At 67.0% G+C, this 22979-nt stretch carries 23 protein-coding genes; 14 read left to right on the forward strand and 9 right to left on the reverse strand.

The window, feature by feature from the left end:
• Window positions 1–8: 8 nt before the first annotated feature.
• Window positions 9–1280 (reverse strand): DNA double-strand break repair nuclease NurA, encoded by a 1272-nt coding sequence (locus ACERIM_RS03630; protein WP_006650234.1) that lies wholly within the window; start codon window positions 1278–1280, stop codon window positions 9–11.
• A 92-nt stretch (window positions 1281–1372) separates the two neighbouring features.
• Here ACERIM_RS03630 and ACERIM_RS03635 point away from each other — a divergent pair, with 92 nt between their 5' ends.
• From ACERIM_RS03635 to ACERIM_RS03675, 9 genes are all read left to right on the forward strand, one after another.
• The gene (locus ACERIM_RS03635) at window positions 1373–1669 is read left to right on the forward strand and encodes a hypothetical protein (RefSeq protein WP_006181306.1); all 297 of its coding nucleotides are present in this window, start codon (window positions 1373–1375) and stop codon (window positions 1667–1669) included.
• A 173-nt stretch (window positions 1670–1842) separates the two neighbouring features.
• Window positions 1843–3420, forward strand: a complete 1578-nt coding sequence (gene gpmI, locus ACERIM_RS03640) for a 2,3-bisphosphoglycerate-independent phosphoglycerate mutase (RefSeq protein WP_373631289.1) — start codon at window positions 1843–1845, stop codon at window positions 3418–3420.
• A gap of 48 nt (window positions 3421–3468) precedes the next feature.
• Window positions 3469–5247, forward strand: a complete 1779-nt coding sequence (locus ACERIM_RS03645; RefSeq protein ID WP_373631290.1) for a histidine kinase N-terminal 7TM domain-containing protein — start codon at window positions 3469–3471, stop codon at window positions 5245–5247.
• 104 nt (window positions 5248–5351) lie between these two features.
• Complete coding sequence (locus ACERIM_RS03650) at window positions 5352–5765, forward strand: hypothetical protein (protein WP_049964866.1); 414 nt, start codon at window positions 5352–5354, stop codon at window positions 5763–5765.
• A gap of 297 nt (window positions 5766–6062) precedes the next feature.
• A complete protein-coding gene (locus ACERIM_RS03655; protein ID WP_373631292.1) occupies window positions 6063–8696 on the forward strand; it encodes an alkaline phosphatase PhoX in 2634 nt (877 codons plus the stop codon).
• A 3-nt stretch (window positions 8697–8699) separates the two neighbouring features.
• Complete coding sequence (locus ACERIM_RS03660) at window positions 8700–9533, forward strand: hypothetical protein (RefSeq protein WP_006650228.1); 834 nt, start codon at window positions 8700–8702, stop codon at window positions 9531–9533.
• 143 nt (window positions 9534–9676) lie between these two features.
• Window positions 9677–10687, forward strand: coding sequence for a sodium:calcium antiporter (locus ACERIM_RS03665; protein ID WP_373631401.1), 1011 nt, complete (start codon window positions 9677–9679; stop codon window positions 10685–10687).
• Window positions 10688–10776: 89 nt separating this feature from the next.
• Complete coding sequence (locus ACERIM_RS03670) at window positions 10777–12069, forward strand: O-acetylhomoserine aminocarboxypropyltransferase/cysteine synthase family protein (RefSeq protein WP_006650226.1); 1293 nt, start codon at window positions 10777–10779, stop codon at window positions 12067–12069.
• A gap of 86 nt (window positions 12070–12155) precedes the next feature.
• Window positions 12156–12545 carry a hypothetical protein gene (locus tag ACERIM_RS03675; protein WP_006181313.1) on the forward strand — a complete coding sequence of 130 codons (390 nt, stop codon included), beginning with the start codon at window positions 12156–12158 and terminating at the stop codon, window positions 12543–12545.
• On the opposite strand, the gene ACERIM_RS03680 is transcribed toward ACERIM_RS03675, so the two are convergent.
• On the reverse strand, window positions 12542–12736 hold the full coding sequence (locus ACERIM_RS03680; RefSeq protein ID WP_006650225.1) for a hypothetical protein: 195 nt from the start codon (window positions 12734–12736) through the stop codon (window positions 12542–12544). The genes ACERIM_RS03675 and ACERIM_RS03680 overlap by 4 nt on opposite strands.
• Window positions 12737–12919: 183 nt before the next feature.
• Between ACERIM_RS03680 and ACERIM_RS03685 the strand changes: the two genes are divergently transcribed.
• Entirely contained in the window at window positions 12920–13447 is a 528-nt protein-coding gene (locus ACERIM_RS03685; protein WP_373631293.1) for a DUF5813 family protein, read from the forward strand.
• Window positions 13448–13967: 520 nt separating this feature from the next.
• Here the strand turns inward: ACERIM_RS03685 and ACERIM_RS03690 are convergent.
• From ACERIM_RS03690 to tmk, 4 genes are all read right to left on the reverse strand, one after another.
• A complete protein-coding gene (locus tag ACERIM_RS03690; protein WP_006650223.1) occupies window positions 13968–14198 on the reverse strand; it encodes an Lrp/AsnC family transcriptional regulator in 231 nt (76 codons plus the stop codon).
• Window positions 14198–14944, reverse strand: a complete 747-nt coding sequence (locus ACERIM_RS03695) for a TrkA family potassium uptake protein (protein ID WP_373631295.1) — start codon at window positions 14942–14944, stop codon at window positions 14198–14200. The genes ACERIM_RS03690 and ACERIM_RS03695 overlap by 1 nt, the downstream gene beginning before the upstream one ends.
• Before the next feature lie 140 nt (window positions 14945–15084).
• A complete protein-coding gene (locus ACERIM_RS03700; RefSeq protein ID WP_006181318.1) occupies window positions 15085–15315 on the reverse strand; it encodes an Lrp/AsnC family transcriptional regulator in 231 nt (76 codons plus the stop codon).
• 69 nt (window positions 15316–15384) lie between these two features.
• Window positions 15385–15990 carry a dTMP kinase gene (tmk, locus tag ACERIM_RS03705; RefSeq protein WP_006650221.1) on the reverse strand — a complete coding sequence of 202 codons (606 nt, stop codon included), beginning with the start codon at window positions 15988–15990 and terminating at the stop codon, window positions 15385–15387.
• Window positions 15991–16088: 98 nt separating this feature from the next.
• On the opposite strand from tmk, the gene ACERIM_RS03710 reads away from it, so the two are divergent.
• The 4 genes from ACERIM_RS03710 to cofG all read left to right on the forward strand — a co-directional run bounded on the left by ACERIM_RS03710 (window position 16089) and on the right by cofG (window position 20476).
• Window positions 16089–17009 (forward strand): complex I NDUFA9 subunit family protein, encoded by a 921-nt coding sequence (locus tag ACERIM_RS03710; RefSeq protein ID WP_373631297.1) that lies wholly within the window; start codon window positions 16089–16091, stop codon window positions 17007–17009.
• A 230-nt stretch (window positions 17010–17239) separates the two neighbouring features.
• Window positions 17240–18418, forward strand: coding sequence for a tubulin/FtsZ family protein (locus ACERIM_RS03715; RefSeq protein WP_006181321.1), 1179 nt, complete (start codon window positions 17240–17242; stop codon window positions 18416–18418).
• A gap of 161 nt (window positions 18419–18579) precedes the next feature.
• Window positions 18580–19251, forward strand: coding sequence for a 2-phospho-L-lactate guanylyltransferase (gene cofC, locus ACERIM_RS03720; protein WP_373631299.1), 672 nt, complete (start codon window positions 18580–18582; stop codon window positions 19249–19251).
• 61 nt (window positions 19252–19312) lie between these two features.
• Window positions 19313–20476: a 7,8-didemethyl-8-hydroxy-5-deazariboflavin synthase subunit CofG gene (cofG, locus tag ACERIM_RS03725; protein ID WP_373631300.1), complete on the forward strand. Its 1164-nt coding sequence runs from the start codon at window positions 19313–19315 to the stop codon at window positions 20474–20476.
• Between the two features lie 495 nt (window positions 20477–20971).
• Here cofG and ACERIM_RS03730 read toward each other — a convergent pair whose 3' ends face one another.
• From ACERIM_RS03730 to ACERIM_RS03740, 3 genes are all read right to left on the reverse strand, one after another.
• The gene (locus ACERIM_RS03730; protein WP_162834885.1) at window positions 20972–21121 is read right to left on the reverse strand and encodes a hypothetical protein; all 150 of its coding nucleotides are present in this window, start codon (window positions 21119–21121) and stop codon (window positions 20972–20974) included.
• 534 nt (window positions 21122–21655) lie between these two features.
• Entirely contained in the window at window positions 21656–22114 is a 459-nt protein-coding gene (locus ACERIM_RS03735) for a nucleoside deaminase (RefSeq protein WP_373631301.1), read from the reverse strand.
• Between the two features lie 42 nt (window positions 22115–22156).
• Window positions 22157–22915 (reverse strand): SDR family NAD(P)-dependent oxidoreductase, encoded by a 759-nt coding sequence (locus tag ACERIM_RS03740; protein ID WP_373631303.1) that lies wholly within the window; start codon window positions 22913–22915, stop codon window positions 22157–22159.
• Between the last annotated feature and the right edge of the window lie 64 nt (window positions 22916–22979).

A 22979-nucleotide genomic window follows, 5' to 3' on the forward strand; every position in this document is an offset into this window, starting at 1 on the left:
CGAGCGGCTCAATAGGGCTGCTCGTCCCACCGGTGATCGTCGTACGTTCGGTCCTGTGCGGCGTCGAACCGATCCTCGAGGGTCTCCCGGAGCGATGCCTTCTCGGCATTGCTGATTCGGGCGAGTTCGTCGGCCTTTTCGACGATAGTCGGCGGCCCGTGAGCGACGGCGACATCCTGTAACAACTGCATCGTCAGCCGCTCGCGGGTGTCCGGATCCTTCGTGAACGCGTAGGGGGCCTCGATCCGGTACAGCAGGTCGTCGCGGGGGTCGTAGATCACGAAGAAGGTGACCTCGTAGGCCGCGCGCTCGAGGCGGCGTTCGACGCCGAGGGCGTCGCCGTCGGTCGATAGCGGCCGGTCGACGCCGCCCCGCGATCGGAACCAGTTGGTGTAGGAAAGCGCCGAGTCGTCCCGTTCCCAGCGGTCGCCGTCGACGTCGTCGACGTACTCGCCGCGCTCGAGCAGGCGGGTAAACAGCGCCGAATCGTCGGCCCAGGGGACGCTGACTTCCCGTTCGGACTTGAGCGAGCGCGTGATGACCCGCGTCGCGGGGTTTTTGACGAAGCCGACCAGCGGCACCGAGCGATCGACGAACTCCTCGACCAGCCGGACGTAGTTCTCCAGCACCGTCGTCGGACGGGGGTCCTCGAGCAGGAAGTCCGCGAGGTCGGGGTGTTGGTCGGCCCAGCGCAACAGGCCACGGGGGTAGAGCGGGCCGTCGAGGACGAGCAGGTCCGAGACCGTTTGGGCGTGGTCGCGAGCGTGTTTGCTCTCGGCGAGATAGAGTGCCAGCGCGTGGACGACGCCCTCGGCAAAGCGCGGCAGCGGCGGCACCTTGACCGCCCGGCTCTTGCTGTAGCCCGCGTCGAATTTGCCCCAGGATTCATCGACGGCCATCGTCTCGTCGTTGGAGTGGACCGTCATCACGGTCGTCCGCGACCGGTGGAGGTCGAGGTCGCTCGGCGTCGCGCTCATCGCCGCCTGCGCGATGTCGATCACGAGTCCGTTCTTGAACGTCGTCGGATTGATCGTTCCCGCGTCGAGGCCGTGTTCGGTCGGGAACTCCCGGTCGCGTAAGGCGACGGCCTCGCAGTCGACGAGCCGTCGCGCTCGCTCATCGAGGGGCTCGAGGATCGGCCGGCCGTCGACGACCAGCGGATCCAGGAACTCCTCCCAAACGGTTTCGGCGAGGGCGCGGCGGTCGCGCTCGTCGGTCCCGTGGTCGATCCGCCCGGCGAGTCGCGCGATACCGTCGAAGTGGACCGGATCGAGCGTCATGCACGGTGGGACCGACCCGACCGGCAAAAAGCCAGTGATCGCGGTGACGGAGACGTTCACTCGATCCCGTGTAAATTACTATCAGAAAGCGTATGTATGGGCGGTTCGAGGGTCGGCATATCTCGATGTCCGAGCGAGAGTCGGCGGCAGTCGACCGCGGGGACAGTCCAGTCAACTGGCGACAGACCGGTTCCGGCGTCACCCTCTACGAGGAGGGCAACGCCGACGCCTGGATCCACGCCGAGTTCGAGGCCGGCATCGACCCCGAACACCGGCTGTTCATGATCTGTGACGAGTGTGGCGCGGTGTTCGCCCAGCGGAGCAAACCCGGTAACGGCACCGTTTGTGGCGACTGCGGCACGGCGTTCGATCACGCCCCGCGGGGCTGATCGGACGACCGAACGCGACTCGAGCGACGTACCGAACCGACGCGGGACGGGTGCGGACGGCGTCCGCTCGAGTCGGCCCCATCGAATGACACTGTTCTGGGTGGTCCGTCGATATTGGCGTCGCGACGACGAACAACGACAGCTAGTTACGGGACGGCGAGTTGCGATTTCGTATGGAAGCTGCGCTGATCGTCCTCGACGGCTGGGGACTCGGTGACGGCGGCAGAGACGCGGTCGCGGCGGCCGAAACACCGGTCTTCGACCGACTCGCGGAATCGGGCGCGGACGGTCGACTCGAGGTCGCGGGCCGACGTGTCGGGCTGCCCGAAGGCCAGATGGGCAACAGCGAGGTCGGTCACCTCAACATCGGTGCGGGCCGGGTCGTCTATCAGGAGTACACGCGGATCTCGGATTCCATCGCGGACGGCTCCTTCCGCGAGAACGACGCGATCAACGCGGCCTTCGACCGCGCGAGGGACAACGACGGTCGCGTCCACTTCGTCGGCCTCGTCAGCGACGGCGGCGTCCACTCGGACCAGGAACACCTGCACGCGCTGATCGAACTCGCCGGCGACCGCGACGTCGAGGCGGTCACCCATGCGATCACCGACGGCCGTGACACCTCGCCGACCGGCGGTCGGGACTACCTCGCGACGCTCGAGGACGTCGTCGACGACCACGGCACCGGCCACGTCGCGACGGTGTCGGGCCGCTACTACGCGATGGACCGCGATCAGAACTGGGAGCGGACGAAGCGGGCCTACGACGCGATCGTGAACCGCGAGGCCGAGTGGAGCGCGGAGTCGGCGGTCGAGGCCGTCGAGAATTCGTACGAGCGGGATGTGACCGACGAGTTCGTCGAGCCGACGCTGATCGCCGACGAACCGGCGCTCGAGGACGGTGATTCGGTCGTCTGGTTCAACTTCCGCTCCGATCGAGCGCGACAGCTGACCCGGATGCTCGCGGACATCCGCCCGGGAGACTGGGCCGACGAAGTCGAGACCAGCCCACCGGACGCCGAGGTCGTGATGATGACCCAGTACGACAAGACGTTCGACCTCCCCGTGGCCTACCCGCCGAACCAGCCCGAACAGGTTCTCGGCGAGGTACTGGCCGACGCGGGCCGGACGCAACTGCGGATCGCCGAGTCCGAGAAGTACGCCCACGTCACCTACTTCCTGAACGGCGGCCGCGAGGTCGAGTTCGACGGCGAGAGCCGGGAAATCGTCGAGAGCCCCGACGTGCCGACCTACGACCTGCAGCCGGAGATGAGCGCGCCCGGAGTTACGGATACCGCTATCGACGCTATCGAAGCGGACGATCCCGACGTCCTCGTCCTCAACTACGCCAACCCCGACATGGTCGGCCACACCGGCGACTACGAGGCCGCGATCGAGGCCGTCGAAGCCGTCGATACGCAACTGGGACGGCTCGTCGAGACGCTCGAGGCCGCCGGCGCGCACGTCTTCATCACCGCCGATCACGGCAACGCCGACGACATGGGGACCGAAGACGACCCCCATACCGCCCACACCTACAACGAGGTGCCGCTCGTCTATCTCTCGCCGGGAGCGAGGTCGCAAAGCGACCTCGGAGATGCGAACGGGGAGGAACGACCCGTGAGCGACGGTACCGACGGGGGACGGACCATTCGCGAGGGTGGCACGCTCGCCGACATCGCACCCAGCATTCTCGAGGTCATCGACCTCGACCAGCCCCCTGAGATGACCGGCGAGTCGCTGCTCGAGTAGCGAGGGAGCCGTTGGCGATCGCTCGGGGGCCGCAACACCGAAGTCGCTGTGTTCGTACCCTCGAGTAGCGTGCTTTCGATCCCGTGGCCGGCGGCCGGCTCCCTGCTGTCCGGCGTCGGCACCGCGCTGTTGCTCTGGTGTCTCCGCGAGCATCGCGGAACCCCGAGCGCCGACTGGTTGCTGCTGACGCTCGTCGCGCAGGCGGTGTGGTGTTTCGCCTACGGGGCCGGGCTGCTCGTGTTCGACCCGACGCTTCGCTGGGCGCTCGAGGCCCTGACCTGGATCGGCATCGTCTGGACCGGCGTCCCGTTCCTGGCCTTCGGCCTCTCCTACACCGGCCGCGGGGCCCTCGTCAAGACCCCGTGGTTCGGGCTGCTCGCGCTCGTCCCCGCGGTGACGACGGTCCTGGTCGTCACGAACCCCCTCCACGAACTCGTCTGGACCGGGTTCCGACTCGAGCCGGTCTTCGGCGCGGCGACGGTCGCCTACGAGCCCAACGCGTGGGCCTTCTTCGCGATCATGACCGCGACCGTCTTCGCGGCCTCCGGGACGCTGTTGCTGTTCGATACGGTCGTCAGCTACGGCCCGCTCTACCGGACGGAAGCGCTCGCAGTCGGACTCAGTACGCTGCCGCCGGGCGTTGCCCTACTGGTCTGGCTGTTCGAACTCGGTCCGGTCCCCCAGCTCAACCTCTCGGCGGTCCTGTTCCTGCCCCACGTCGCCCTCGACGCCTACGCCTTCGTCGGCGGCGATCTGTTCACCTACAGCCCTTCCGTCCGCCGGACGGCCGACCGGTCCGCCATCGAGGATCTCGAGAACCCCTTCCTGGCCGTCGACACCGACGAGCGGATCGTCGACTGCAACCCCGCGGCCGCCTCCCTGTTCGGCGTCGCGAAACCGACCGTCCTCGGCGACCCCCTCACGGCCGTGACCGAACTGCGGATCGACGATGCGGACGGCCGCGTCATCACCCGCTCCGACGGCGGCGAACGCCGCGAATTCGCCGTCTCGACCTCGCGGCTCCGAAACGACTCCGGACGGGTCGTCGGCCACACCGTCATCCTCCAGGACATCACCGACCAGCGGCGACGCGAACAGCGCCTCGAGATCCTCAACCGCGTGCTGCGTCACAACCTCCGGAACGATCTGACCGCCGTCCGGGGATACGTCGGCCTCGCCGCCGATCGAACCGACGACGAGGACGTCCGGGCGAGCCTCGAGACGGCCGCCGCCGACGTCGACGGCGTGATCGGAATGACCGAGAAGGTCCGGGCCTTCGAACGAGCGGTGGAGGCGACGCCCGCTGCAGGGGCGTTTTCGGCCCGGAACGTCCTCGACGCGGTCGCGGCCGACCTCGAGGGCGAGACTGGGGGCCGCGTCGCGGTGACAGTTCCGACCGACCTCACGCTGCGAACGAATCGGGACCTGTTCGAACTCGCCGTCTCGAACCTCGTCGAGAACGGGCTCGTCCACGACGACGAGGATCCCCACGTCACAGTCGCGTTCGAGGGTGTCGATCCGGATCGGACCGCCGTCTTTACCGTCCGCGACGACGGCCCGGGGATTCCGGACCACGAACTCGCCGTCCTCGAGCGCGGCGAGGAGACGCCGCTGGAACACGGCAGCGGACTCGGGCTGTGGATCGCCTCGTGGGCGGTCACGGCCGTCGGCGGCGATCTCGCGTTCGAAACCGACGAGGGCGGAACGCGCGTCACGGTTCGGCTCCCCGGCGTCGTCGACTCGTCAGCGGCGCAGTCGGCCGATGGGACACGCGCCGACCGACCGGCGGCTGCGGACCGTCGGGCGAACGCGGACCGATCGCGGTGAGTCGCGTCGCGAACCGACCGGAGCCGAACGGAGCGATCCCGAGCGCTATATACGTCACATACGAAGGTTCAATGGGCCGACACGCCTGCGTGCAGCCGAACGCCATGACCCAGTCAGCCACCACCCAGGCGGAGTCGATCGTCGACGAGTACGTCCTCGGCGTCCGGATCGTCGAAACCGAGTCGGCCGACGGCGATCCACGGTATGAGTTCGTCGCACCGAACCACACCGCCATCGACTTCGACGACCTCGAGACGGCCCGGCTCTACGGGGCCGTCTACTACGACGTCAACGGCTTCGTCGAGGAAGACACCGGCACCCGCGGCGTCCCGCCGGAGGTCGTCCAGGCCGGCAAGGACACCCTCGCGGCCTACCTCGTGACCTGCCCGTGGGCCGACGTCAACTGGGTCGCCTCATTCTACGGGACGACCCCCGAGGAGATCGAGCGCTACTGCTCGTGGGTTCGCGACCGCGCCGACGAGATCCGCTCCCGTGCCGACGCCCACGGCCTCGAGTAGGGCGCTCGTCCGCAGCGTCTCGGTATCGTCGCCGCTGAAACGATTGACACACTGATCGCACCGCTGTCGTGCGATCGGGTCTGCAGTGACTGTCAGTGGCGACTATAGTCGCGCTCTTTTCGATCCGTCTCCAGCACGGGGGAGTACTGCGGTCGGTTTCCGTCTCAATAGCCGTACAGAGCGGTCGGTTTCCGTTCGTTTCTCTCTGACCGGCATAGTATTCCTTCGCCAAAACAATTCAGGTAAAGAATACTATTATAAAATCTAACCATATGTCGGGTGTCTCTCCCCACACGCATGGTCGAATTCACCAGGCGGAAACTGATGGCGTCGTCCGCGGCGGCGGCGCTCGGTATCGGTGCGATCGGGACCGTGAGCGCGGACGATACGGACACACCGGGCGCGCCGACGATTCGAGGGGACATCGACCGACTCGCGACCACGGCCCGCGGGGCCGAGGTCACCGGCCCGTTCGTCTTCGAGAACGGCGAGGTGCTGTTCAGCCTCCAGCACCCGAGCCGGGAAAACGCCGCCCCCTACGATACGGCGGCGGTCGGCGTCCTCGCCGGCCATCAGTTCGAGTTCAACGGCCGCAACGACGAGTTCGACGAACTCGAGGCACCGCGTTCGAAAGCGGCCCGAGAGCAGGTCCAGGTGGCCGGCGGCGAGTACGATATCCTCGTCCAAGAGGGCGAGGAGATCAACGGTGGTTCGGAACGGTGGGGCCACCCCCAGACGCCCGACGGCACCGACGTCACCGAGTTCGTCGGGAGTCGGTACGGCGACGTCGGCTACAACCCCGACATGAACTTCTTCGTCCCGACCGACGACGAGGGGCTCGAGGGATACCTCTTCACGAACAACGAGACGAGCCCCGGCTGTATTACGCGGACGCCGATCAGCCGCGGCGATGACGGCTGGAGCGCCGACGCGGCGAACGCGATGGAACTCGAGAACCGCGAGGCGTTCCGCGAGATCGGCGGCACGCGGATCAACTGCTACGGCGACCTGAGTCCGTGGGGGACGCCGATGTCGTCCGAAGAGGACTACAGCCACCCGCGCGTGTCCGGGTCGGCGACGGTCGGCGACGTGGTCGAGGCCGAAAGCGGCGTGGGGGTCCGGGGCGCGGCGGCGTTCTGGAACCGGCCGAACCCGACCGAGATCGCGGGCGTACTCGGCGACGACGGCGACCTGTTCGAGGAAAGCTGGTACCCGCAGGGGACCTGGGCGCTGGGCGGCGTCGAGATGCAGGCCTACTACCTCGGTGCCGAGCCGGTCGATCAGGACGGCGACGCCAACACGACCGAGCCGATCGGCGAGGGGTACCCCAACCGCTACCGGTACGGCCACATCGTCGAGGTCACCGAGCCGACGGCCGCGGAGCCGACCCCGGTCAAACACTACGTCATGGGTCGGGCCGCCTTCGAGTGTCCCGAGTTCATGCCCGACGAACGGACCGTCTACCTCGCCTCAGACGGTGCGAGCAAGGGGCTCTACAAGTTCGTCGCCGAGGAACCGATCCCCAGCTACGACGACCGGATGGATGTCCGCGGCACGCTGTTCGCCGCCCGCGTCACGAACGACGAGGCCGCAAAGAACAACCCGCCGGCCGAGGTCGACCTCGAGATCGAGTGGGTCGAACTCGGCACTGCGAGCAACGCCGAGGTCGCGTCCTGGATCGCCGACTACGACGACATCACGCAGGTCGACTACCTCGAGACCCACGCGGACGTCGACTGGGAGAGTGATCTCGCGGCGGCGCTGGCGGCGGCCGACGAGGAGGTCGCGATCAACGGTAATCGGGACTACATCACCGACGCGGAGATCGTCGAGTGGGCCCGCCAGTACGAAGAGTACGGCCCCGACGGCGTCGACGAGGAGTTGCGCCGGATCCCGTTCCTCGAGACCCGTGCCGCTGCGAAGGCGATCGGTGCCACCGTCGAGTTCCGCAAGGCCGAGGGGATCGACTCGCTCGACGACGCCGAGCCCGGCGACTTCCTCTATCTCGGCATCTCGGAACTCAACGACGGCATGAGCGACGACGAGGGCGACGTACGGATGGACCGGGTCGACGGCGGCGTCGTCTACCGGGCCGAACTCGAGGAAGACTACGACGTCTCGACGCTCGAGCCGGCGGTCGTCGGCCCCGACGCGACCGACCGCGAGTCGATCGTCGACGCCGCGCCGATCAACGTGGACAACGTCATGGTACTCGACGACGGCCGCGTCCTCCTCTGTGAGGACAAGGGCAGCTTCGGCCGGTCGTACCCCAACGACGCGCTGTGGGTCTACGAGCCGCCGACCTCGGTCCACATCGACTCCGTCGCGGTGCGACAGGACGCGACCGCCGCGGCCGAACTGACCCTGTCCGCGGTGCCGGACGGACTCGCCGGCGGGACGGTGTCCGTCTCGGTCGATCACACCGACGTCGCCGAGATCACGGGCGCGACCTACCACGACGCGCTCGAACTCACCGCCGGCCCGACCGTCAGCGACGACGGCTCGACGGTCGAGTTCCGGTTCGCCGATATCGACGAGGAGATCCAGCCCGGCGCGACCGACGTGTCGGTGGCGACGGTCGAACTCGAGGGCACGAGCATGGGGACGACCGACATCTCGGTGACGGTCGACTCGCTCGACGACGACGACGGCGCGCCGATCGAGTCCCGGCCGCACACGGGCGTCGTGGTCACCGGGCCGCCGCCGATCGACGGCGGCGCGGGCGGAAGCGGGGCAGTGCCGACCGATCCCGACGGCGACGGTCGCTACGAGGATGTCAACGGGAACGAGCGGCTCGACTACGACGATATCGTTCTCCTGTTCGAGGAGATCGAGGACGACTCCGGGTCGTTGACCGTCGACGCGTACGACTTCAACGACAACGGCCGCATCGACTACGACGACGTCGTCGAGCTGTCCGACGAGCTGTAATCGATGGCCGCAGACGACACCGTTGCGACGAGTTCGTCCGACCGGGCCGACACCGCGGCGTCGGCTCCCCGACAACGATGGTGGCGACGGCCCGCCGTCGCCCTCGTCGTCGCCCTCGCGATCGGGGCGGCGTTCGCACCATCGTCGGTAGTTGCGGCGGCCGCGAACGGGGGGACGGCCCCCGCGACGGCGACCGGCGGCCCGTCCGCGTCGACCGGGGATGCCCTCGTCATCACTAACGCGACGGTCGAGCCCGGTGGGACCGCCGTCCACCGCATCGTACTCACCGACGCGCCCGACGGGCTCGCCGGCTTCGAACTCACCCTCGAGCTGTCGGGCGACGCGGCGGCAGTCGAGAACGCCGGCTATCCCGACGACTACCGGATGACGACCGACCCCGTCGTGAGCGACGACGGGGAATCGGTGACCGTCGAGGCCGTCGATCTCGACGACGCGGTCACCCCCGGCGCGAGCGACGTCACGCTCGCGACGGTCACGGTCAGCGGGACGGAGCCCGGCACGGCGGCGCTCGCGGTGACCGACGCCCGGCTCGACGCCGACGGCGGCAGCCGGATCGACCCGACACGGGAGCCGGGAACGCTCACCGTTCAGACGGACGCGACGGCGGCCGAATCGACAGGCACGCCGGACGACGGGAGCGACGCGGGCGACGGAGTGGCCTCGAACGAGGAGCCAGCCGGCGGGACCGACGGGTCGGACGATGACTCGGCGTCGAACTCGGAAGCGGTTCCGGGCTTCGCGGGCGGCACTGCGTTGCTCGCGCTCGCTGTCCTCGCGGGCGGCCTGCTCGCACGACGGCAGGATCGGAGCCGCTGACCCGATTCCCCCGCTGATGCAACCCGACGGCGTCCGGCGTTCGTGTGGTTCAGTGGCTGCGATGGCGACCGCGGTTCCGCCGCAGCGACGCGACCGACGACGCGGTCGATCGTTTTATCAATCGGTCGTTTGAACTGACCGTCATGTTCGCGGTCGCGACGCTGCTGGGACTTGCCGCCCTCGGAACGGCGATCGTCTGGAAAGGCAGCAGCTGGCTCGAGGATTCGGCGAACAAACTCGCGGTCGCGTACGGACTGCCGGCGGTCGTCCAGGGTGCCGTCATCGCCGCGGTCGGCTCGAGTACGCCGGAACTGGCGAGCGTATTGCTCGCGACGCTGGTACACAGGGAGTTCGAACTCGGAGTCGGATCGATCGTCGGCTCGGCGGTGTTCAACCTCCTCGTGATTCCGGGGCTCGCAGTCGTCGTCGGCAACGGCGGGGTCGAGACGACGCGCGAACTCGTCTACAAGGAGTCGCTGTTTTACATGCTCGCGGTCGCGTCGCTCCTGTTGACGTTCTCGCTGGCGGTCATCTACAACCCCGCCGACGCGGCCGGCGTCCGGATCGGCGGCACCGTCTCGAGGCCGCTCGCCCTGTTCCCGCTCGCGCTGTACGGCCTCTACCTGTTCACACAGTACTTGGACGCTGCGGAGTCCGGGCAGCAGGCGGACGGCTCGATCGCGCTCGCGCGTACGTGGTTCTGGTTCGTCGTCGGGCTGGCGTTCATCGTCGTCGGCGTGGAGGCGCTCGTCCGGGCGGCGATCGGCCTCGGAGACGCCTTCGGGACTCCCTCCTTTCTCTGGGGGATGACCGTCGTCGCCGCCGGCTCGAGTCTGCCGGACACGTTCGTCAGCCTGACGGCCGCGCGGGCCGACCGACCGACGGTCACGTTGGCGAACGTCCTGGGCAGCAACACGTTCGACCTGCTCGTGGCCGTGCCCGTCGGCGTCATGGTCGCGGGGGCACTGACGGTCAACTTCGCCAACATCGTCCCGATGATGGGGTTTCTGGTTCTGGCGACGGTCGCGTTCTTCGCGATCTCCCGAACCGGGATGGCCCTGTCCCGGCGCGAGGGGTGGCTGCTCCTGGGGCTGTACGGGGCGTTCGTCTGCTGGCTGCTCGTCGAGAGCCTCGGCGTCGTCAGCGTTCTCTGACGCGGCCGGCCGCCCTGCGATCCACAGTGCTTCCCAGCAGAAGCCATACGTCTAGTGGTTTTACTTAGGCCGCCTGCGACGGGGCGGGTATGAGCGACGATTCAGATTCCGAGGGGAACCGATTCGCCACTGACAGCGTCCACGCCGGGCAGGAACCCGATCCGACGACCGGGGCTCGCGCGCCGCCGCTGTATCAGACCACCTCCTACGAGTTCGACGACACCGACCACGCCGCCGCCCTGTTCGGCCTCGAGGAAACCGGAAACATCTACTCGCGGATCATGAACCCGACGAACGCGATGTTAGAGGAACGCATCGCGACGCTCGAGGGCGGCGTCGGTGCGCTCGCGACCGCGTCGGGGATGGCCGCGTTCGACCTCGCGACGTTCATCCTCGCCGACGTCGGCGACAACATCGTCTCCTCGTCGGCGCTGTACGGCGGGACCTACACCTACCTCACCCACACCGTCGCAAAACGCGGCGTCGAGACCAAGTTCGTCGACACACTGGACTACGAGGCCTACGCCGAGGCGATCGATGACGACACCGCCTTCGTCCACCTCGAGACGATCGGCAACCCCGCCTTGGTGACGCCGGATATCGAGCGGATCGCCGACATCGCCCACGATCACGACGTGCCGCTGTTCGTCGACAACACCTTCGCGACGCCGTACCTCTGCCGGCCGCTCGAACACGGCGCGGACCTGGTCTGGAACTCCACCACCAAGTGGATCCACGGCGCGGGCTCGACCGTCGGCGGGATCTTAGTCGACGGCGGCTCCTTCCCCTGGGAGGACGGCGACTACCCCGAGATCACCGAGCCGAACCCGGCCTATCACGGCATCAACTTCCGCGAGACGTTCGGCGATGCGGCGTTTGCCTTCACCGCTCGCACCCGCGGCCTGCGCGATCTGGGCAACCAGCAGTCGCCGTTCGACGCCTGGGTCACACTGCAGAAACTCGAGTCGCTGCCGCTGCGCATGGAGAAACATTGCGAGAACGCGATGGCTGTCGCGGAGTACCTCGAGGACCACGAGAAGGTCGCGTGGGTCAACTACCCCGGCCTCGAGAGCCACGAGACTCACGAGAACGCCGAGAAGTACCTCGAGGGCGGCTACGGCGGCATGATCACGTTCGGACTCGAGGGCGGCTACGACGCCGCCGAAACGGTCTGTAACGAGGTGAACCTCGCGAGCCTGCTCGCAAACGTCGGCGACGCGAAGACGCTGATCATCCACCCCGCGAGTACGACCCATCAGCAACTCACCGAGGAGGAGAAGCTGGCAAGCGGCGTCACCGACGACCTCGTGCGGCTCTCGGTCGGCATCGAGGACGTCGACGACGTGATCGCGGACCTCGATCGCGCGATCGAACAGGCCTGATCGATCGCCGCCCGCGGCCGGCCGACGTTTTCACTGCGCTGTGACTAGCCCCCGCGGTTAAGGGACCGGCGTTCGACTGGTCGGATATGGCAACCGGGATACTCACGGACGATGCGGCGGAGCAGATCGTCGCGACCTGTCGGACGGCCATCGGCGACAGTCTCCGGTCGGTCACCTACTTCACGCGCGACGACTTCGAGCAGGTCTACCTGCGGGAGGACCTCGAACGCGACGCGGACCTCTCGACGTTCATCGGCCACGAGTGGCGCGGCTTCAAGACGACCCAGACCGCCTACGAGGGGTCGGAACTTGGCGGCTACGACTACACGATCCGGGTCTTCGAAAACGGGTTCCTCATCCGCGTGACGAACGACAGCGAGGGGGTCTTCGCCACCACGGACGGCCTCACGGTCAAGGACTTCGAAGAGGTCGCAACGGCGCTCGATACGTTCCTCAGCGAGCGCGAACTCGACTAATCCGCGCTCGAGTCGTCACTATCGGTATCGTCGGCCTCGGGCGGGTCGTCCGCGTCCGCATCCGCATCGGGGTCGGCATCCGCGCCGTCGCTATCGTCGCCGCCGATCGGCAGGCCGGAACCGCGGTCGCCGTCCGTCCCGAGGAGGCGAGCGAAGCGACGGCGATCGGCGGCGTGTCTATCGAGACTCATGCCGACGACAGATGGGGGAGTCCCTTGTAGTAATAGGGGCCGTTTGCGCTCGAAACGCCGTGCTTCCCGCGTGAAACGATCCCCGCGCTGTCGTGCGGTTTCGTTCGAAACGGTCGCTGACGTGTCGACCGCACCGCATCGAACAACGTAACACCCTTTTCCGCCACGCCCGTTGGTTCCCCAATGACCGACCTGCCCGATCCCGTCGCCACTGCACTCGAGTCCCACGACGCGTTTACGGCCCGCAGGGACGCCTACGACCTCGAGACGACCGTCTTCGAGACGACCGTCACGGCCGACGACGCGGAGGGGAAACGCGACGGCCGGTTTTCGATCACCGTCGTCCTGCCGACGCTTGACGCCGCCGTGGCGGGCGAGGTCGTCGCCGACCCAGTCGAGGACGGCTGGTTCGAAACGCTCGAGCGACGGCTCGCGGACGTCTTTACCGTCGCCCACACGAGTACCCACGAGGAGCCGGCCGTCGAACGCGACGCCGACGAAGTTCGAGTCCGCCTCGAGTACACTGCCTGGGACGCCGCCGAGGGCGTCGACGACGCCAAGGCCCTCATCGAGTTCGTCGAAGGCACGTTCGCACAGGGGATCATTCCAGGCTACGACTATCGCGGTGAAGCGGCGACGCTGCTCGAGAACGCCCAGAACAGGGGCCAACAGGCCGCGGACGGCGACGGCAGCGGCGGAATGCCGATGTAAACCTAAATTTTGCCGAGGGCCGCCTACGGCGGCCCGCAGAGCAAAATTTAGTATAAAAGCCTCCTCGCTTCCGGTGGTCGCTCGTCGGCCCGAGCGCGCAGCGCTCGATGAACGGCGTCGCTCGGGTTCTCCGAACCGCTCACTCGCCGATATACTATTCGTGGAACGGTTCAGTGTAGTCTAGGGGCCGGGAGCGGGGCTCGAGCAGACGCGAGAGCCCCGCGACCCTACGGAAGAGCAAGCTCTTCCGAGCGGCGAGGGACCAAAGGTCCCTCAAGCAGTCGGCGCGAAGCGCCGACGACCTCGCGGAAGCAAAGCTTCCGCTCAGCGGGGGAGGGCAGGCCCTTCCCCATACTCACCGCGAGCGACCGCAGGGAGCGAGCGGGCCGACGACTGATGTGAGTGACTGAAAGGAACGAACGGAAGGAGGAGTGCTTTTCATCGAAGCTAAGCGGGAGCTTTGCTCCCGCGAGGTCCGAGAGAGCTCCGCTCTCTCGAACGACAGCGCAAAACTTCGTCTCTAGTCCATCGCGATGTACGTCTGCGTGTCCTCGACGCCCTCGATCGCCTGAACGTGGGTAGCGGCGATCTCCTTGACCTTCGCGGGCGTCTCGACGCTGGCTTTGGCGATGAGGTCGACGTCGCCGGCGACGATGTGGGCCGACTCCACGCCCGCGACCGATTCGATGCTGTCTCTGAGCCGATCCGCCTCGCCCGTGTTCGCCTTGATCATGACGAATGCTGTAACCATCAGTTGGCACCTCCGTCCGTATCGCCCTCGAGCAGTTCGGTCGCGGCCGAACTCGTGCCCGTGCCGGCGTTGGCGGTCGCCCGTTCGGCGGTCTCACCGACCAGCAGTTGACGGACCTCGCTCAACACGTCGAAGTCGGCGAGGACGACGAGTCGGTCGTCGTCCTCGAGCGAGAGGTCCTCGGTGGGGATCTCGAGGGGGCCGTCGCCCTTGCCGAACGCGAGGACGGTCGCGTCGGCGGGCAGGTGCAGTTCGCTGATCGTGTAGCCGTTGACGGGTGCGTCGGCGGTGAGCGTGAGTTCGACCACCTGCAGGTGGGGGGCAACGTCGGCGATGGCGCGGATCGTCCCGCCCAGCAGGGCGTTTTTCGCGCCGATCGCGCCGAGTCGTTCGGGGTAGATCACCTCGTCGACCTGGTCGGCGTACTTCCGGTAGATGCCCTCGCGGTAGGCCTCGTCGATCCGCATCACCGTCCGACAGCCGTGGTGGTTCCCGATCATGCAGGCGGTGAAGTTGACGTTCAGATCGCCGGTCAGCGCGCCGAGGGCGTCGGCGTCGGCGATTCCGGCCGCCTCGAGGACGTCCTCGCGGGAGCCGTCGCCGTCGACGACGGTGAACCCTTGCTCACGGGCGCGTCTGCGCGTCGGCTCGTCGCGCTCGACCATCGTCACCTCGTGGTCCTCGTCGCGCAGGACGCGCGCGGTGCGCAGCCCAACCCGTCCGGCCCCGATAATCACGAACCGCATGCAGGGGGATACGCCGGCCCCGGTCAATAAGCTTGCCCCGGATTACCATGGCATGCGTTCGGCCGGCGGGCTCGAGGGCACGATGTGCGGGCGGCGAGAAACGACGACTGGCCCACGAGACGAACGGCGCTCGAGCGACCCTACCCCATCGCGATGTACGTTTTCGTGTCGGTGACGCCGTCGAGGGCCTGCAGGTCCGAGGAGACGGTCTGGAGAACGTCGTAGACCTCCGGCGTATCGACCTCGGCGATGATGTCGTAGTTGCCCGCGACGATGTGGGCATCGGTGATCGACTCGAGATCGCCGATCTCCGCGAGCAGGCGCTCGGACTTCCCGGCGGCGGTCTTCACCATGATGAAGGCGTGGACCATCGGCGGTGTGGTACACTCTGCCACGACTAAAGCCTTTGCCCGAATCCCCAAAACGCGGTCGTGACCTACTCAGCGGTCGCTCGACCGCGCGGCCTCGAGCGCGTCGACGACGGTTTCGAGGACCGCAGCGGGCGACTGTGTTGCGTCGACCCGGACGAAGCGTTCGGGGTCGCGCTCGAGCAGGCGCTCGTAGTTCTCCCGGACCGTCTCGAGGTAGGCGGTGCGTTCGAACTTGTTGGTCGTCCCCGCCCGCTCGGCGGCGGTCTCGGGGTCGAGGTCCAGATAGATCGTCAGATCGGGCTCGATCGAGAACGGCCGGTGGAGATCGACGACGTACTCGAGCGGATCCGCAAAGTCGTAGGCCGGAGCGTCCGCGAGGGTCGCGCCCTGATAGGCAAAGCGGGAGTCCGAGTAGCGATCGGAGATCACGAGGTCGCCGGCCTCGAGGGCGGGGCGGATCACTCGCGAGAGGTGGGCCGCGTGGTCGGCGGTGTAGAGAAAGAGTTCCGCCAGGGGGTCGGCGTCGTCGTCCGCGATCGAGCGGTAGACGGCCTCGCCGTACCAGGAGTCGTCAGTGGGTTCACGCGTGACCGTCGCGTCCGGATAGCGCTCGCGTAAGGCCTCCCGGACCGTCGTCTTGCCGCTGCCGTCTAACCCCTCGAGCGTGACGAGCATGCCCGGACCTGGGCGTGACGGCTACTACAATCTGTCGAGACGGACGACCTCACTACGTAGCCGCCTAGCTATTTATCGTTGCGCCGGCACGTTCGTGTATGAAGATCCTCGTCGCCGGCGGCACCGGCTTCATCGGGACGAACCTGTGTGCGGAACTGGCCGAGCGCGGCCACGAGGTGACGGCGCTGTCGCGCTCGCCCGACGGCGGCGGCCTGCCCGACGGCGTCGAGGTCGCGATAGGCGACGTCAGCGCCTACGACTCGATCGTCGACACCGTCGCAGGCCACGACGCGGTCGTCAATCTCGTCGCGCTCTCGCCGCTGTTCAAGCCCCGCGGTGGGAAGAGCCACGAGACGGTCCACCTCGGCGGCACCGAGAACCTCGTGCGAGCCGCCGAGGCCGGTGACATCGACCGGTTCCTCCAGTTGAGCGCGCTCGGAGCGGACCCCGACGGCGCGACCGCTTACATCCGCACGAAAGGCAAGGCCGAAGCGGTCGTCCGGTCGTCCGCCCTCGAGTCGACGATCGTTCGCCCTTCCGTGGTCTTCGGGGACGGCGGCGAGTTCGTCGACTTCACGAAGGCGCTGACGACGCCGTACGTGACCGGGCTCCCCGGCGGCGGAAAGACGCGGTTCCAGCCGATCTGGGTCGGCGATCTCGTCCCGATGCTGGCCGACGCGCTCGAGGACGAGGCCCACACCGGCGAGACCTACGACCTCGCGGGGCCGGAGGTCCTGACCCTCGCGGACGTGACCGAGCTGGCCTACGCGGCTGAAGGCAAAGACATCACGATCGTCCCGATCCCGATGGGACTGGCCAAGGTCGGCCTCTCGGCGATCGGCCCGGTCCCGTTCCTGCCCTTCGGCCCGGATCAGGCACGCTCGCTGGCGTTCGACAACACCGTTACCGACAACGACGTGACCGCGTTCGATCGCGACCCGGCCGACCTGACGACGCTCGCCTCGTATCTCGGCCTCGCGGGACCCGGTCGCCCAGGGCGGCCGGCTGGAACTGCCTGATCGAGCGCCAGCCGGGCGGTCACCGTTCCGATCACCGGCGATACGAAACGTAATATAAAAAACACTATTGGAGAGGGTAAAAAGATATTTACTACTCGCGATATTGGCCGCTTCATTGTCTCTACGCGGCGCTCTCGAGCAATACTCTATTAATCGAGAAATTCAGATTAGCACAAGACTTATATCCTCTATCCCACTGTTACCAATCCAACGGAGCCCCCTGATAAACAATGAAGCTGGCGATGATCGGATTCGGACAGGCCGGTGGCAAAATCGTCGATCGGTTCCTCGATTACGACGATCGGACGGGAAGCGGAATCGTCCGGGCAGCGATCGCTGTCAACTCCGCGAAAGCGGACCTCATGGGCCTGGAGAATATTCCACAGGAGAATCGCGTACTCATCGGCCAGGCCCGCGTGAAGGGCCACGGCGTGGGTGCTGACAACGAACTCGGCGCGGAAGTCGCCGAGGAAGACATCGACGAGGTGCAAAACGCGATCGACGCGATCCCGACCCACGAGGTCGACGCCTTCCTCATCGTCGCCGGGATGGGCGGTGGCACCGGCTCGGGTGGCGCGCCGGTCCTCGCGAAACACCTCCAGCGGATCTACACGATCCCGGTCTACGGCCTCGGCGTCCTGCCGGGCACCGACGAGGGCGGAATCTACACGCTCAACGCGGCACGATCCTTCCAGACGTTCGTCCGCGAGGTCGACAACCTGCTCGTCTTCGACAACGACTCCTGGCGACAGACCGGCGAGTCCGTCGAGGGCGGCTACGACCAGATCAACGAGGAGATCGTCCGCCGCTTTGGCATCCTCTTTGGTGCCGGCGAGGTCGGCGACGGACAGGAGGTCGCCGAGAGCGTCGTCGACTCCTCGGAGATCATCAACACGCTTTCGGGCGGCGGCGTCTCGACCGTCGGCTTCGCGAGCGAGGAAGTCGAGATGAACACCGGCGGTGGCCTCCTCTCTCGCTTTACCGGCGAAGGCGGCAGCGAGGACGACTTAGACGCCGCAAACACGACCAACCGTATCACGAGCCTCGTCCGCAAGGCCGCGCTCGGCCGACTCACGCTCCCCTGTGAGATCGAGGGTACCGAGCGCGCGCTGCTCGTCCTCTCCGGTCCCTCCGAGTACCTCAATCGGAAAGGCATCGAACGCGGCCGCAAGTGGCTCGAGGAGGAAACGGGCAGCATGGAAGTCCGCGGTGGCGACTTCCCGCGAGAGGAGCCCGAGGTGGCCGCTGCCATCCTGCTTTCCGGCGTGACCAACGTCCCCCGGATCAAGCGACTGCAGCAGGTCGCCATCGAGGCACAGGACAACATCGACGACATCCAGCAGGAAAGCGAAGAGAACCTCGAGGAACTCGTCGAGGACGACGAGGACGAACTCGAGCCGCTGTTCTAGGCCGCCGTTCTTTCGACGATCGACGGGGCCAGCGGCCGCGCTCGCCGGGAGGGGGCAGTCGATCGCCAGCATTCTCGAGAGCCAGCAGTCACCGTCGGCCGCCCTCGATCTTCGCTCCGACGTACTTTTGGGGCCGCCCCGGCTACCGCAACTAGATTCACATGCGCGTCGTGGTTCCGTTCGCCGCCGAGACGCCGAAGACGCGGCTCGAGTCAGTTCTCTCGCCGGCCGAGCGCTCGCAGTTCGCCCGCGCCATGCTCGCGGACGTGCTTCGCGCGATCGTCCGCGCGGGCCACGAGCCCGCCGTCGTCTCGACCGCGCCGCTCGACCTCGGGGCCCTCGAGATGCCGGGCGAGGTCGCCGCGGCGACGTCGCTGACGGTCGACGACCGCCCGCTGACCGAGGCGGTCAACGCGCGGCTGCCGGCCGACGGCGGTGACGACCCCGTCGCCGTCGTCATGGCCGATCTCGCGCTCGCGACGCCCGACGCGCTCGCAGCCCTGCTGACTCCCTCGGCGGACGTCGCGATCGCGCCCGGCCGGGGCGGCGGCACCAACGCCCTCGTCGTCGATCACCCCGCGTTCCGCGTCGACTACCACGGGCTCTCCTATCTGGATCACCGCGGGATCGCCCGCGAAGTCGGCGCGAGCCTCGAGACGGTCGACTCCTTCCGGCTGGGGACCGACATCGACGAGCCCGCGGACCTCGTCGAGGTCCTCGTCCACGGCCGCGAGAGCGACCGCGCGCCGGCCGTCCTCCGCGAGTTCGGCTTCGAACTCGAGCGTCGCGACGGCCGGGTCGCCGCGGTCCGCGAGGGCGGGCCGACAGAGTGACGGCCCCGGCGGTTGCCGCGAAGTGAAGGCCTTATGTGCCGAGCCACGACAATCGGAGGTAATGGTTTCCGGGGCCAGCGAGTACGGCGTCGACATCGCGGTCGAGGAGGGGGCCGTCGACGACCTCCTCCAAGTCAGCCCGAGCGACGTCGACGCGCCGCCGGCGCTTACGTTCTCGCGGAACGTCTTCGTGCCGCTGACGACCGCCTGTCGCTACACCTGCACCTACTGTACGTACTTCGACCCGCCGGGTCAGGCCGAGCTGCTCTCGCTCGAGGAGGTCCGCGAGATCTGTCGGCGGGGGGCCGACGCCGGCTGTACTGAGGCACTGTTTACCTTCGGCGACGACCCCGACGACCGCTACACCGAGATCCACGCGCAACTCGAGGCGTGGGGCCACGACTCGATTCATACCTATCTGCGCGAGGCCTGTGAAGTGGCGCTCGAGGAAGGACTGCTCCCGCACGCGAATCCGGGTGACCAGACCCGCGAACAGATGGCAGTCGTCGCCGACGTCAACGCCAGCATGGGCGTGATGCTCGAGACGACCGCCGAGGTCGGGGCCCATGCCGGCCCGCGGCGCAAGGTGCCCGGCCAGCGCCTGCGCACCCTCGAGAACGCGGGCGAACTCGACGTGGCCTTCACGACCGGAATCCTGGTGGGGATCGGCGAAGACTGGCGGGACCGCGCCGAGAGCCTGCTGGCCATCCGGGAGCTCCACGAACGCTACGACCACATCCAGGAGGTGATCGTCCAGCCCGTCGTCGAGAACGAGCGCTGGTCCGGCGGCTCGCCCGATCTCGCGACGATGCGGCAGGTGACGGCGATGGCCCGCGCCGCCCTGCCCGAGGAGATTTCGGTGCAGGTCCCGCCAAATCTCGCCCCCGCCAAGGACCTGATCGACTGCGGCGTCGACGATCTGGGCGGCGTCTCGCCGGTCACCGACGACCACATCAACCCCGAGTACACGTGGCCCGCGCTCAGGGAACTCGAGGAAATCGCCGCGAGCGCGGGCGTGCCGCTTGGCGAGCGACTACCGGTCTACGAGCGGTTCCTGCCGGCCGAATTGCGGACCGACGGCTTCGACGGCGTCCTCGCCGACGGCGCGGACGGCGACCGGGAGTGGATCTCGGCAGCGATTCGGGCGGCGCTCGAGGCCGACGACGCGGCAGGTGGGCGGTACCGGTCGGTGCTTCGGGACGGAGAGACGGCCGCGTCACACTGAGATTGGCCAGCGGGACGCTACCAACGGTTGCAAGTGTGACTGGACGTGAATTATCCTGCCGCTCTTTCCCTTCTCTAGACGGTTAGCGACTGACTCTGATTATAATTCAGAGAGTGATCCCGAGAGGACCAGGTTATCTCAGAACGGAAAATAGACGCTCCATTACAACAGTACTACAGACGATACTGATCGTGAGGAACAGATAGGCAACAGGGACGCCGACCGCAAACCAGACGATGAAATCTCCGATCGAGGAAACGTTCCTGCTCGTTCCGTGAAATTCGACATAGTTCATTATTGCCGACAGAATCACTACCGATACCGCAATTACCGCCCGTCTAAAGCGAAGCATCTCGCTTGTCTCTATAGTGCCTCGGCTTCAATTATCAATCCTTTGATGATGGTCGGAATCGCGTACAATTCAGCGGTTCGTCAGGCGGGTCGCCGACAGTGTCGACGGCGACAACCGGGACTGAATCTTGAGCCCCGAGCTGGCTACTCCCGCTCGAGGCGGTCCGGCACGACGGAACAGCCACAGGGTGAGGCGGTCCCGTCGCGGGGTCCGCTGACGGTCACCACCCAGACGGGGCGGCCGCAATGGGGACAGTCGGGGAGCGACGACTCGAACGGGTCATTGTCAGGCATCGCGATCACCGGTTCTCGAGGACCGTAGCGGGGACTCGAGGGCCGTCGCTGATCGTCGGGGTTGATTCCACCGTCGTGCGGGACGTTTATATCCCGATAGTACGAAGCGAAGCATGGCTTCAAGCAGGTCGCTTGGAAGCCAGGTCTCGGGTGTGTCCGCACCCGGGGCGTTTCGATGCAGCCCCCTTGCTCCGTTCGGAGACCGGCTTCCAGTTGAATGTACCCTCATTATAACTTATAACTACTGGATGGTGTAGTGAGAACTAGTCGCTGTGACTCGAGCATCGGTAATTCACGGATTTGTGATCGAAAACAGGAGATTCGGCTACGGCGGTACTGACGGCGACGAGCGTCCTGCTATCGTGGCAACACGGAGTTGCCACGCCCTCCCCAGCCGATTCGCTCACTTCGTTCGCTCATCCCTCGCACGGCGTCGCGCCGCGGTTCACCGGCGGTTCACCGCGGCACAGCGCGCGCCACCGCGCGGTGGGTAGCAAGATCAGTTTTGGACTGGGAGGGAAGTTCGTCTCGCGGTCACTCGGAAAAGTAGTCCTCGTGGAGTTCCAGTCCCTCGTCCTCGAGGACCGGCCCGTCGACGCTGGTGTCGGCGTCCGCCCGCTCGAGGACCTCCGCGCAGGGAATCTCGATCACGCCATCGTCCCGGATCCCGGCAAGCGAGTCGACGGGAACGCTGTAGACGACCCGGTCCAGCCCCGCGTAGACGATCGCGCTCGCACACATCGGACACGGCTCGGTGCTGGTGTACATCGTACAGGCCGCCCGTTCGGCCGGCTCGAGTTCGCGCGCGGCCCACCGAGCGAGCTTGAACTCGGGGTGGGCCGACACGTCGTCGTCAGTTAGGGTGGTGTTCTCCGCGGTCCGGACGACTTCATCGTCGACGACGAGCAGGGAACCGAAGGGGGTGTTACCGTTCTCGACCGCCGATTCTGCGAGGTCGATCGCCCGCCGCACGTACGAGTCGTCAGTGGCCATAGCGGCCGTTCGGTCGCCGGTTCCGAAACGCTTCCCCTCGAGCTATGTACAGGAGAAGCCGCCGTCGACGACCAGTGCCTGCCCGGTGATCCAGTCGGCCTCGTCGCTGGCCAGAAACAGCATGGCGTTGGCGATGTCTTCCGGCTCGCCCAGCCGCTTGAGCGGGTAGTGTCGCGCCATTTCCTCTTTGGTCGCTTCCCACTCCTCCTCGGTGCGGTTCTGCCGGGGCATCGCCGTGTCGGTCACGCCCGGACAGACCGCGTTCGCGCGGACGCCGGCCGGTCCGACCTCCGCCGCGACGGTCCGCGTGAAGTTGACGACCGCCCCCTTCGACAGCGAGTAGGCACCCAGTTGCGGCGCGCCGATGACGCCCGCCAGCGACGCCGTGTTGACGATCGCGCCCGACCCCTGCTCCTTGAAGTGCGGGATCACGGCGTGGCAGCCGTTCCAGACGCCTTTGACGTTCACGTCCATGACCCGGTCGCGCTCGCCTTCGTCGATCTCCTCGACCGTCGCGCGCTCGTGGCTCACGCCCGCGTTGTTCAGCATGATGTCGAGGCCGAACTCCGAGACCGCCTCGTCGACGGCCGCGTGGACCGCGTCGGCGTCCCGGACGTCCAACTCGAGCGCGGTGCCTTCCCGCCCCGCGTCTTCGACGCGAGCGACCGTCTCCGCGGCGCTCTCGTGATCGATGTCGGCCGCGACGATCGTCGCGCCCTCCTCGGCGAACAGTTGCGCTGCTTCCCGCCCGAGGCCTGATCCCGCACCCGTGATAAACGCTGTCTTGCCTTCGAGTCGCATACCCACACGTTATCGGGATACCGTATAATGATTGTCACCGGTTCTGAAAATCGACCGTCGATCG

The sequence above is a fragment of the Natrinema sp. H-ect1 genome (assembly GCF_041821105.1).
Lineage (GTDB): Archaea > Halobacteriota > Halobacteria > Halobacteriales > Natrialbaceae > Natrinema > Natrinema thermotolerans.

Coding starts and splice junctions, on each gene's coding strand:
- ACERIM_RS03695 (WP_373631295.1), bottom strand. CDS start 14,944: ATGCGGTTCGTGATTATCGGGGCCGGACGGGTTGGGCTGCGCACCGCG.
- ACERIM_RS03680 (WP_006650225.1), bottom strand. CDS start 12,736: ATGAGTCTCGATAGACACGCCGCCGATCGCCGTCGCTTCGCTCGCCTC.
- ACERIM_RS03635 (WP_006181306.1), top strand. CDS start 1,373: ATGTATGGGCGGTTCGAGGGTCGGCATATCTCGATGTCCGAGCGAGAG.
- ACERIM_RS03665 (WP_373631401.1), top strand. CDS start 9,677: ATGTTCGCGGTCGCGACGCTGCTGGGACTTGCCGCCCTCGGAACGGCG.
- ACERIM_RS03655 (WP_373631292.1), top strand. CDS start 6,063: ATGGTCGAATTCACCAGGCGGAAACTGATGGCGTCGTCCGCGGCGGCG.
- cofC (WP_373631299.1), top strand. CDS start 18,580: ATGCGCGTCGTGGTTCCGTTCGCCGCCGAGACGCCGAAGACGCGGCTC.
- ACERIM_RS03690 (WP_006650223.1), bottom strand. CDS start 14,198: ATGGTTACAGCATTCGTCATGATCAAGGCGAACACGGGCGAGGCGGAT.
- ACERIM_RS03710 (WP_373631297.1), top strand. CDS start 16,089: ATGAAGATCCTCGTCGCCGGCGGCACCGGCTTCATCGGGACGAACCTG.
- ACERIM_RS03735 (WP_373631301.1), bottom strand. CDS start 22,114: ATGGCCACTGACGACTCGTACGTGCGGCGGGCGATCGACCTCGCAGAA.
- ACERIM_RS03730 (WP_162834885.1), bottom strand. CDS start 21,121: ATGCCTGACAATGACCCGTTCGAGTCGTCGCTCCCCGACTGTCCCCAT.
- ACERIM_RS03630 (WP_006650234.1), bottom strand. CDS start 1,280: ATGACGCTCGATCCGGTCCACTTCGACGGTATCGCGCGACTCGCCGGG.
- cofG (WP_373631300.1), top strand. CDS start 19,313: ATGGTTTCCGGGGCCAGCGAGTACGGCGTCGACATCGCGGTCGAGGAG.
- ACERIM_RS03675 (WP_006181313.1), top strand. CDS start 12,156: ATGGCAACCGGGATACTCACGGACGATGCGGCGGAGCAGATCGTCGCG.
- ACERIM_RS03670 (WP_006650226.1), top strand. CDS start 10,777: ATGAGCGACGATTCAGATTCCGAGGGGAACCGATTCGCCACTGACAGC.
- ACERIM_RS03715 (WP_006181321.1), top strand. CDS start 17,240: ATGAAGCTGGCGATGATCGGATTCGGACAGGCCGGTGGCAAAATCGTC.
- tmk (WP_006650221.1), bottom strand. CDS start 15,990: ATGCTCGTCACGCTCGAGGGGTTAGACGGCAGCGGCAAGACGACGGTC.
- ACERIM_RS03685 (WP_373631293.1), top strand. CDS start 12,920: ATGACCGACCTGCCCGATCCCGTCGCCACTGCACTCGAGTCCCACGAC.
- ACERIM_RS03660 (WP_006650228.1), top strand. CDS start 8,700: ATGGCCGCAGACGACACCGTTGCGACGAGTTCGTCCGACCGGGCCGAC.
- ACERIM_RS03650 (WP_049964866.1), top strand. CDS start 5,352: ATGACCCAGTCAGCCACCACCCAGGCGGAGTCGATCGTCGACGAGTAC.
- ACERIM_RS03740 (WP_373631303.1), bottom strand. CDS start 22,915: ATGCGACTCGAAGGCAAGACAGCGTTTATCACGGGTGCGGGATCAGGC.
- gpmI (WP_373631289.1), top strand. CDS start 1,843: ATGGAAGCTGCGCTGATCGTCCTCGACGGCTGGGGACTCGGTGACGGC.
- ACERIM_RS03700 (WP_006181318.1), bottom strand. CDS start 15,315: ATGGTCCACGCCTTCATCATGGTGAAGACCGCCGCCGGGAAGTCCGAG.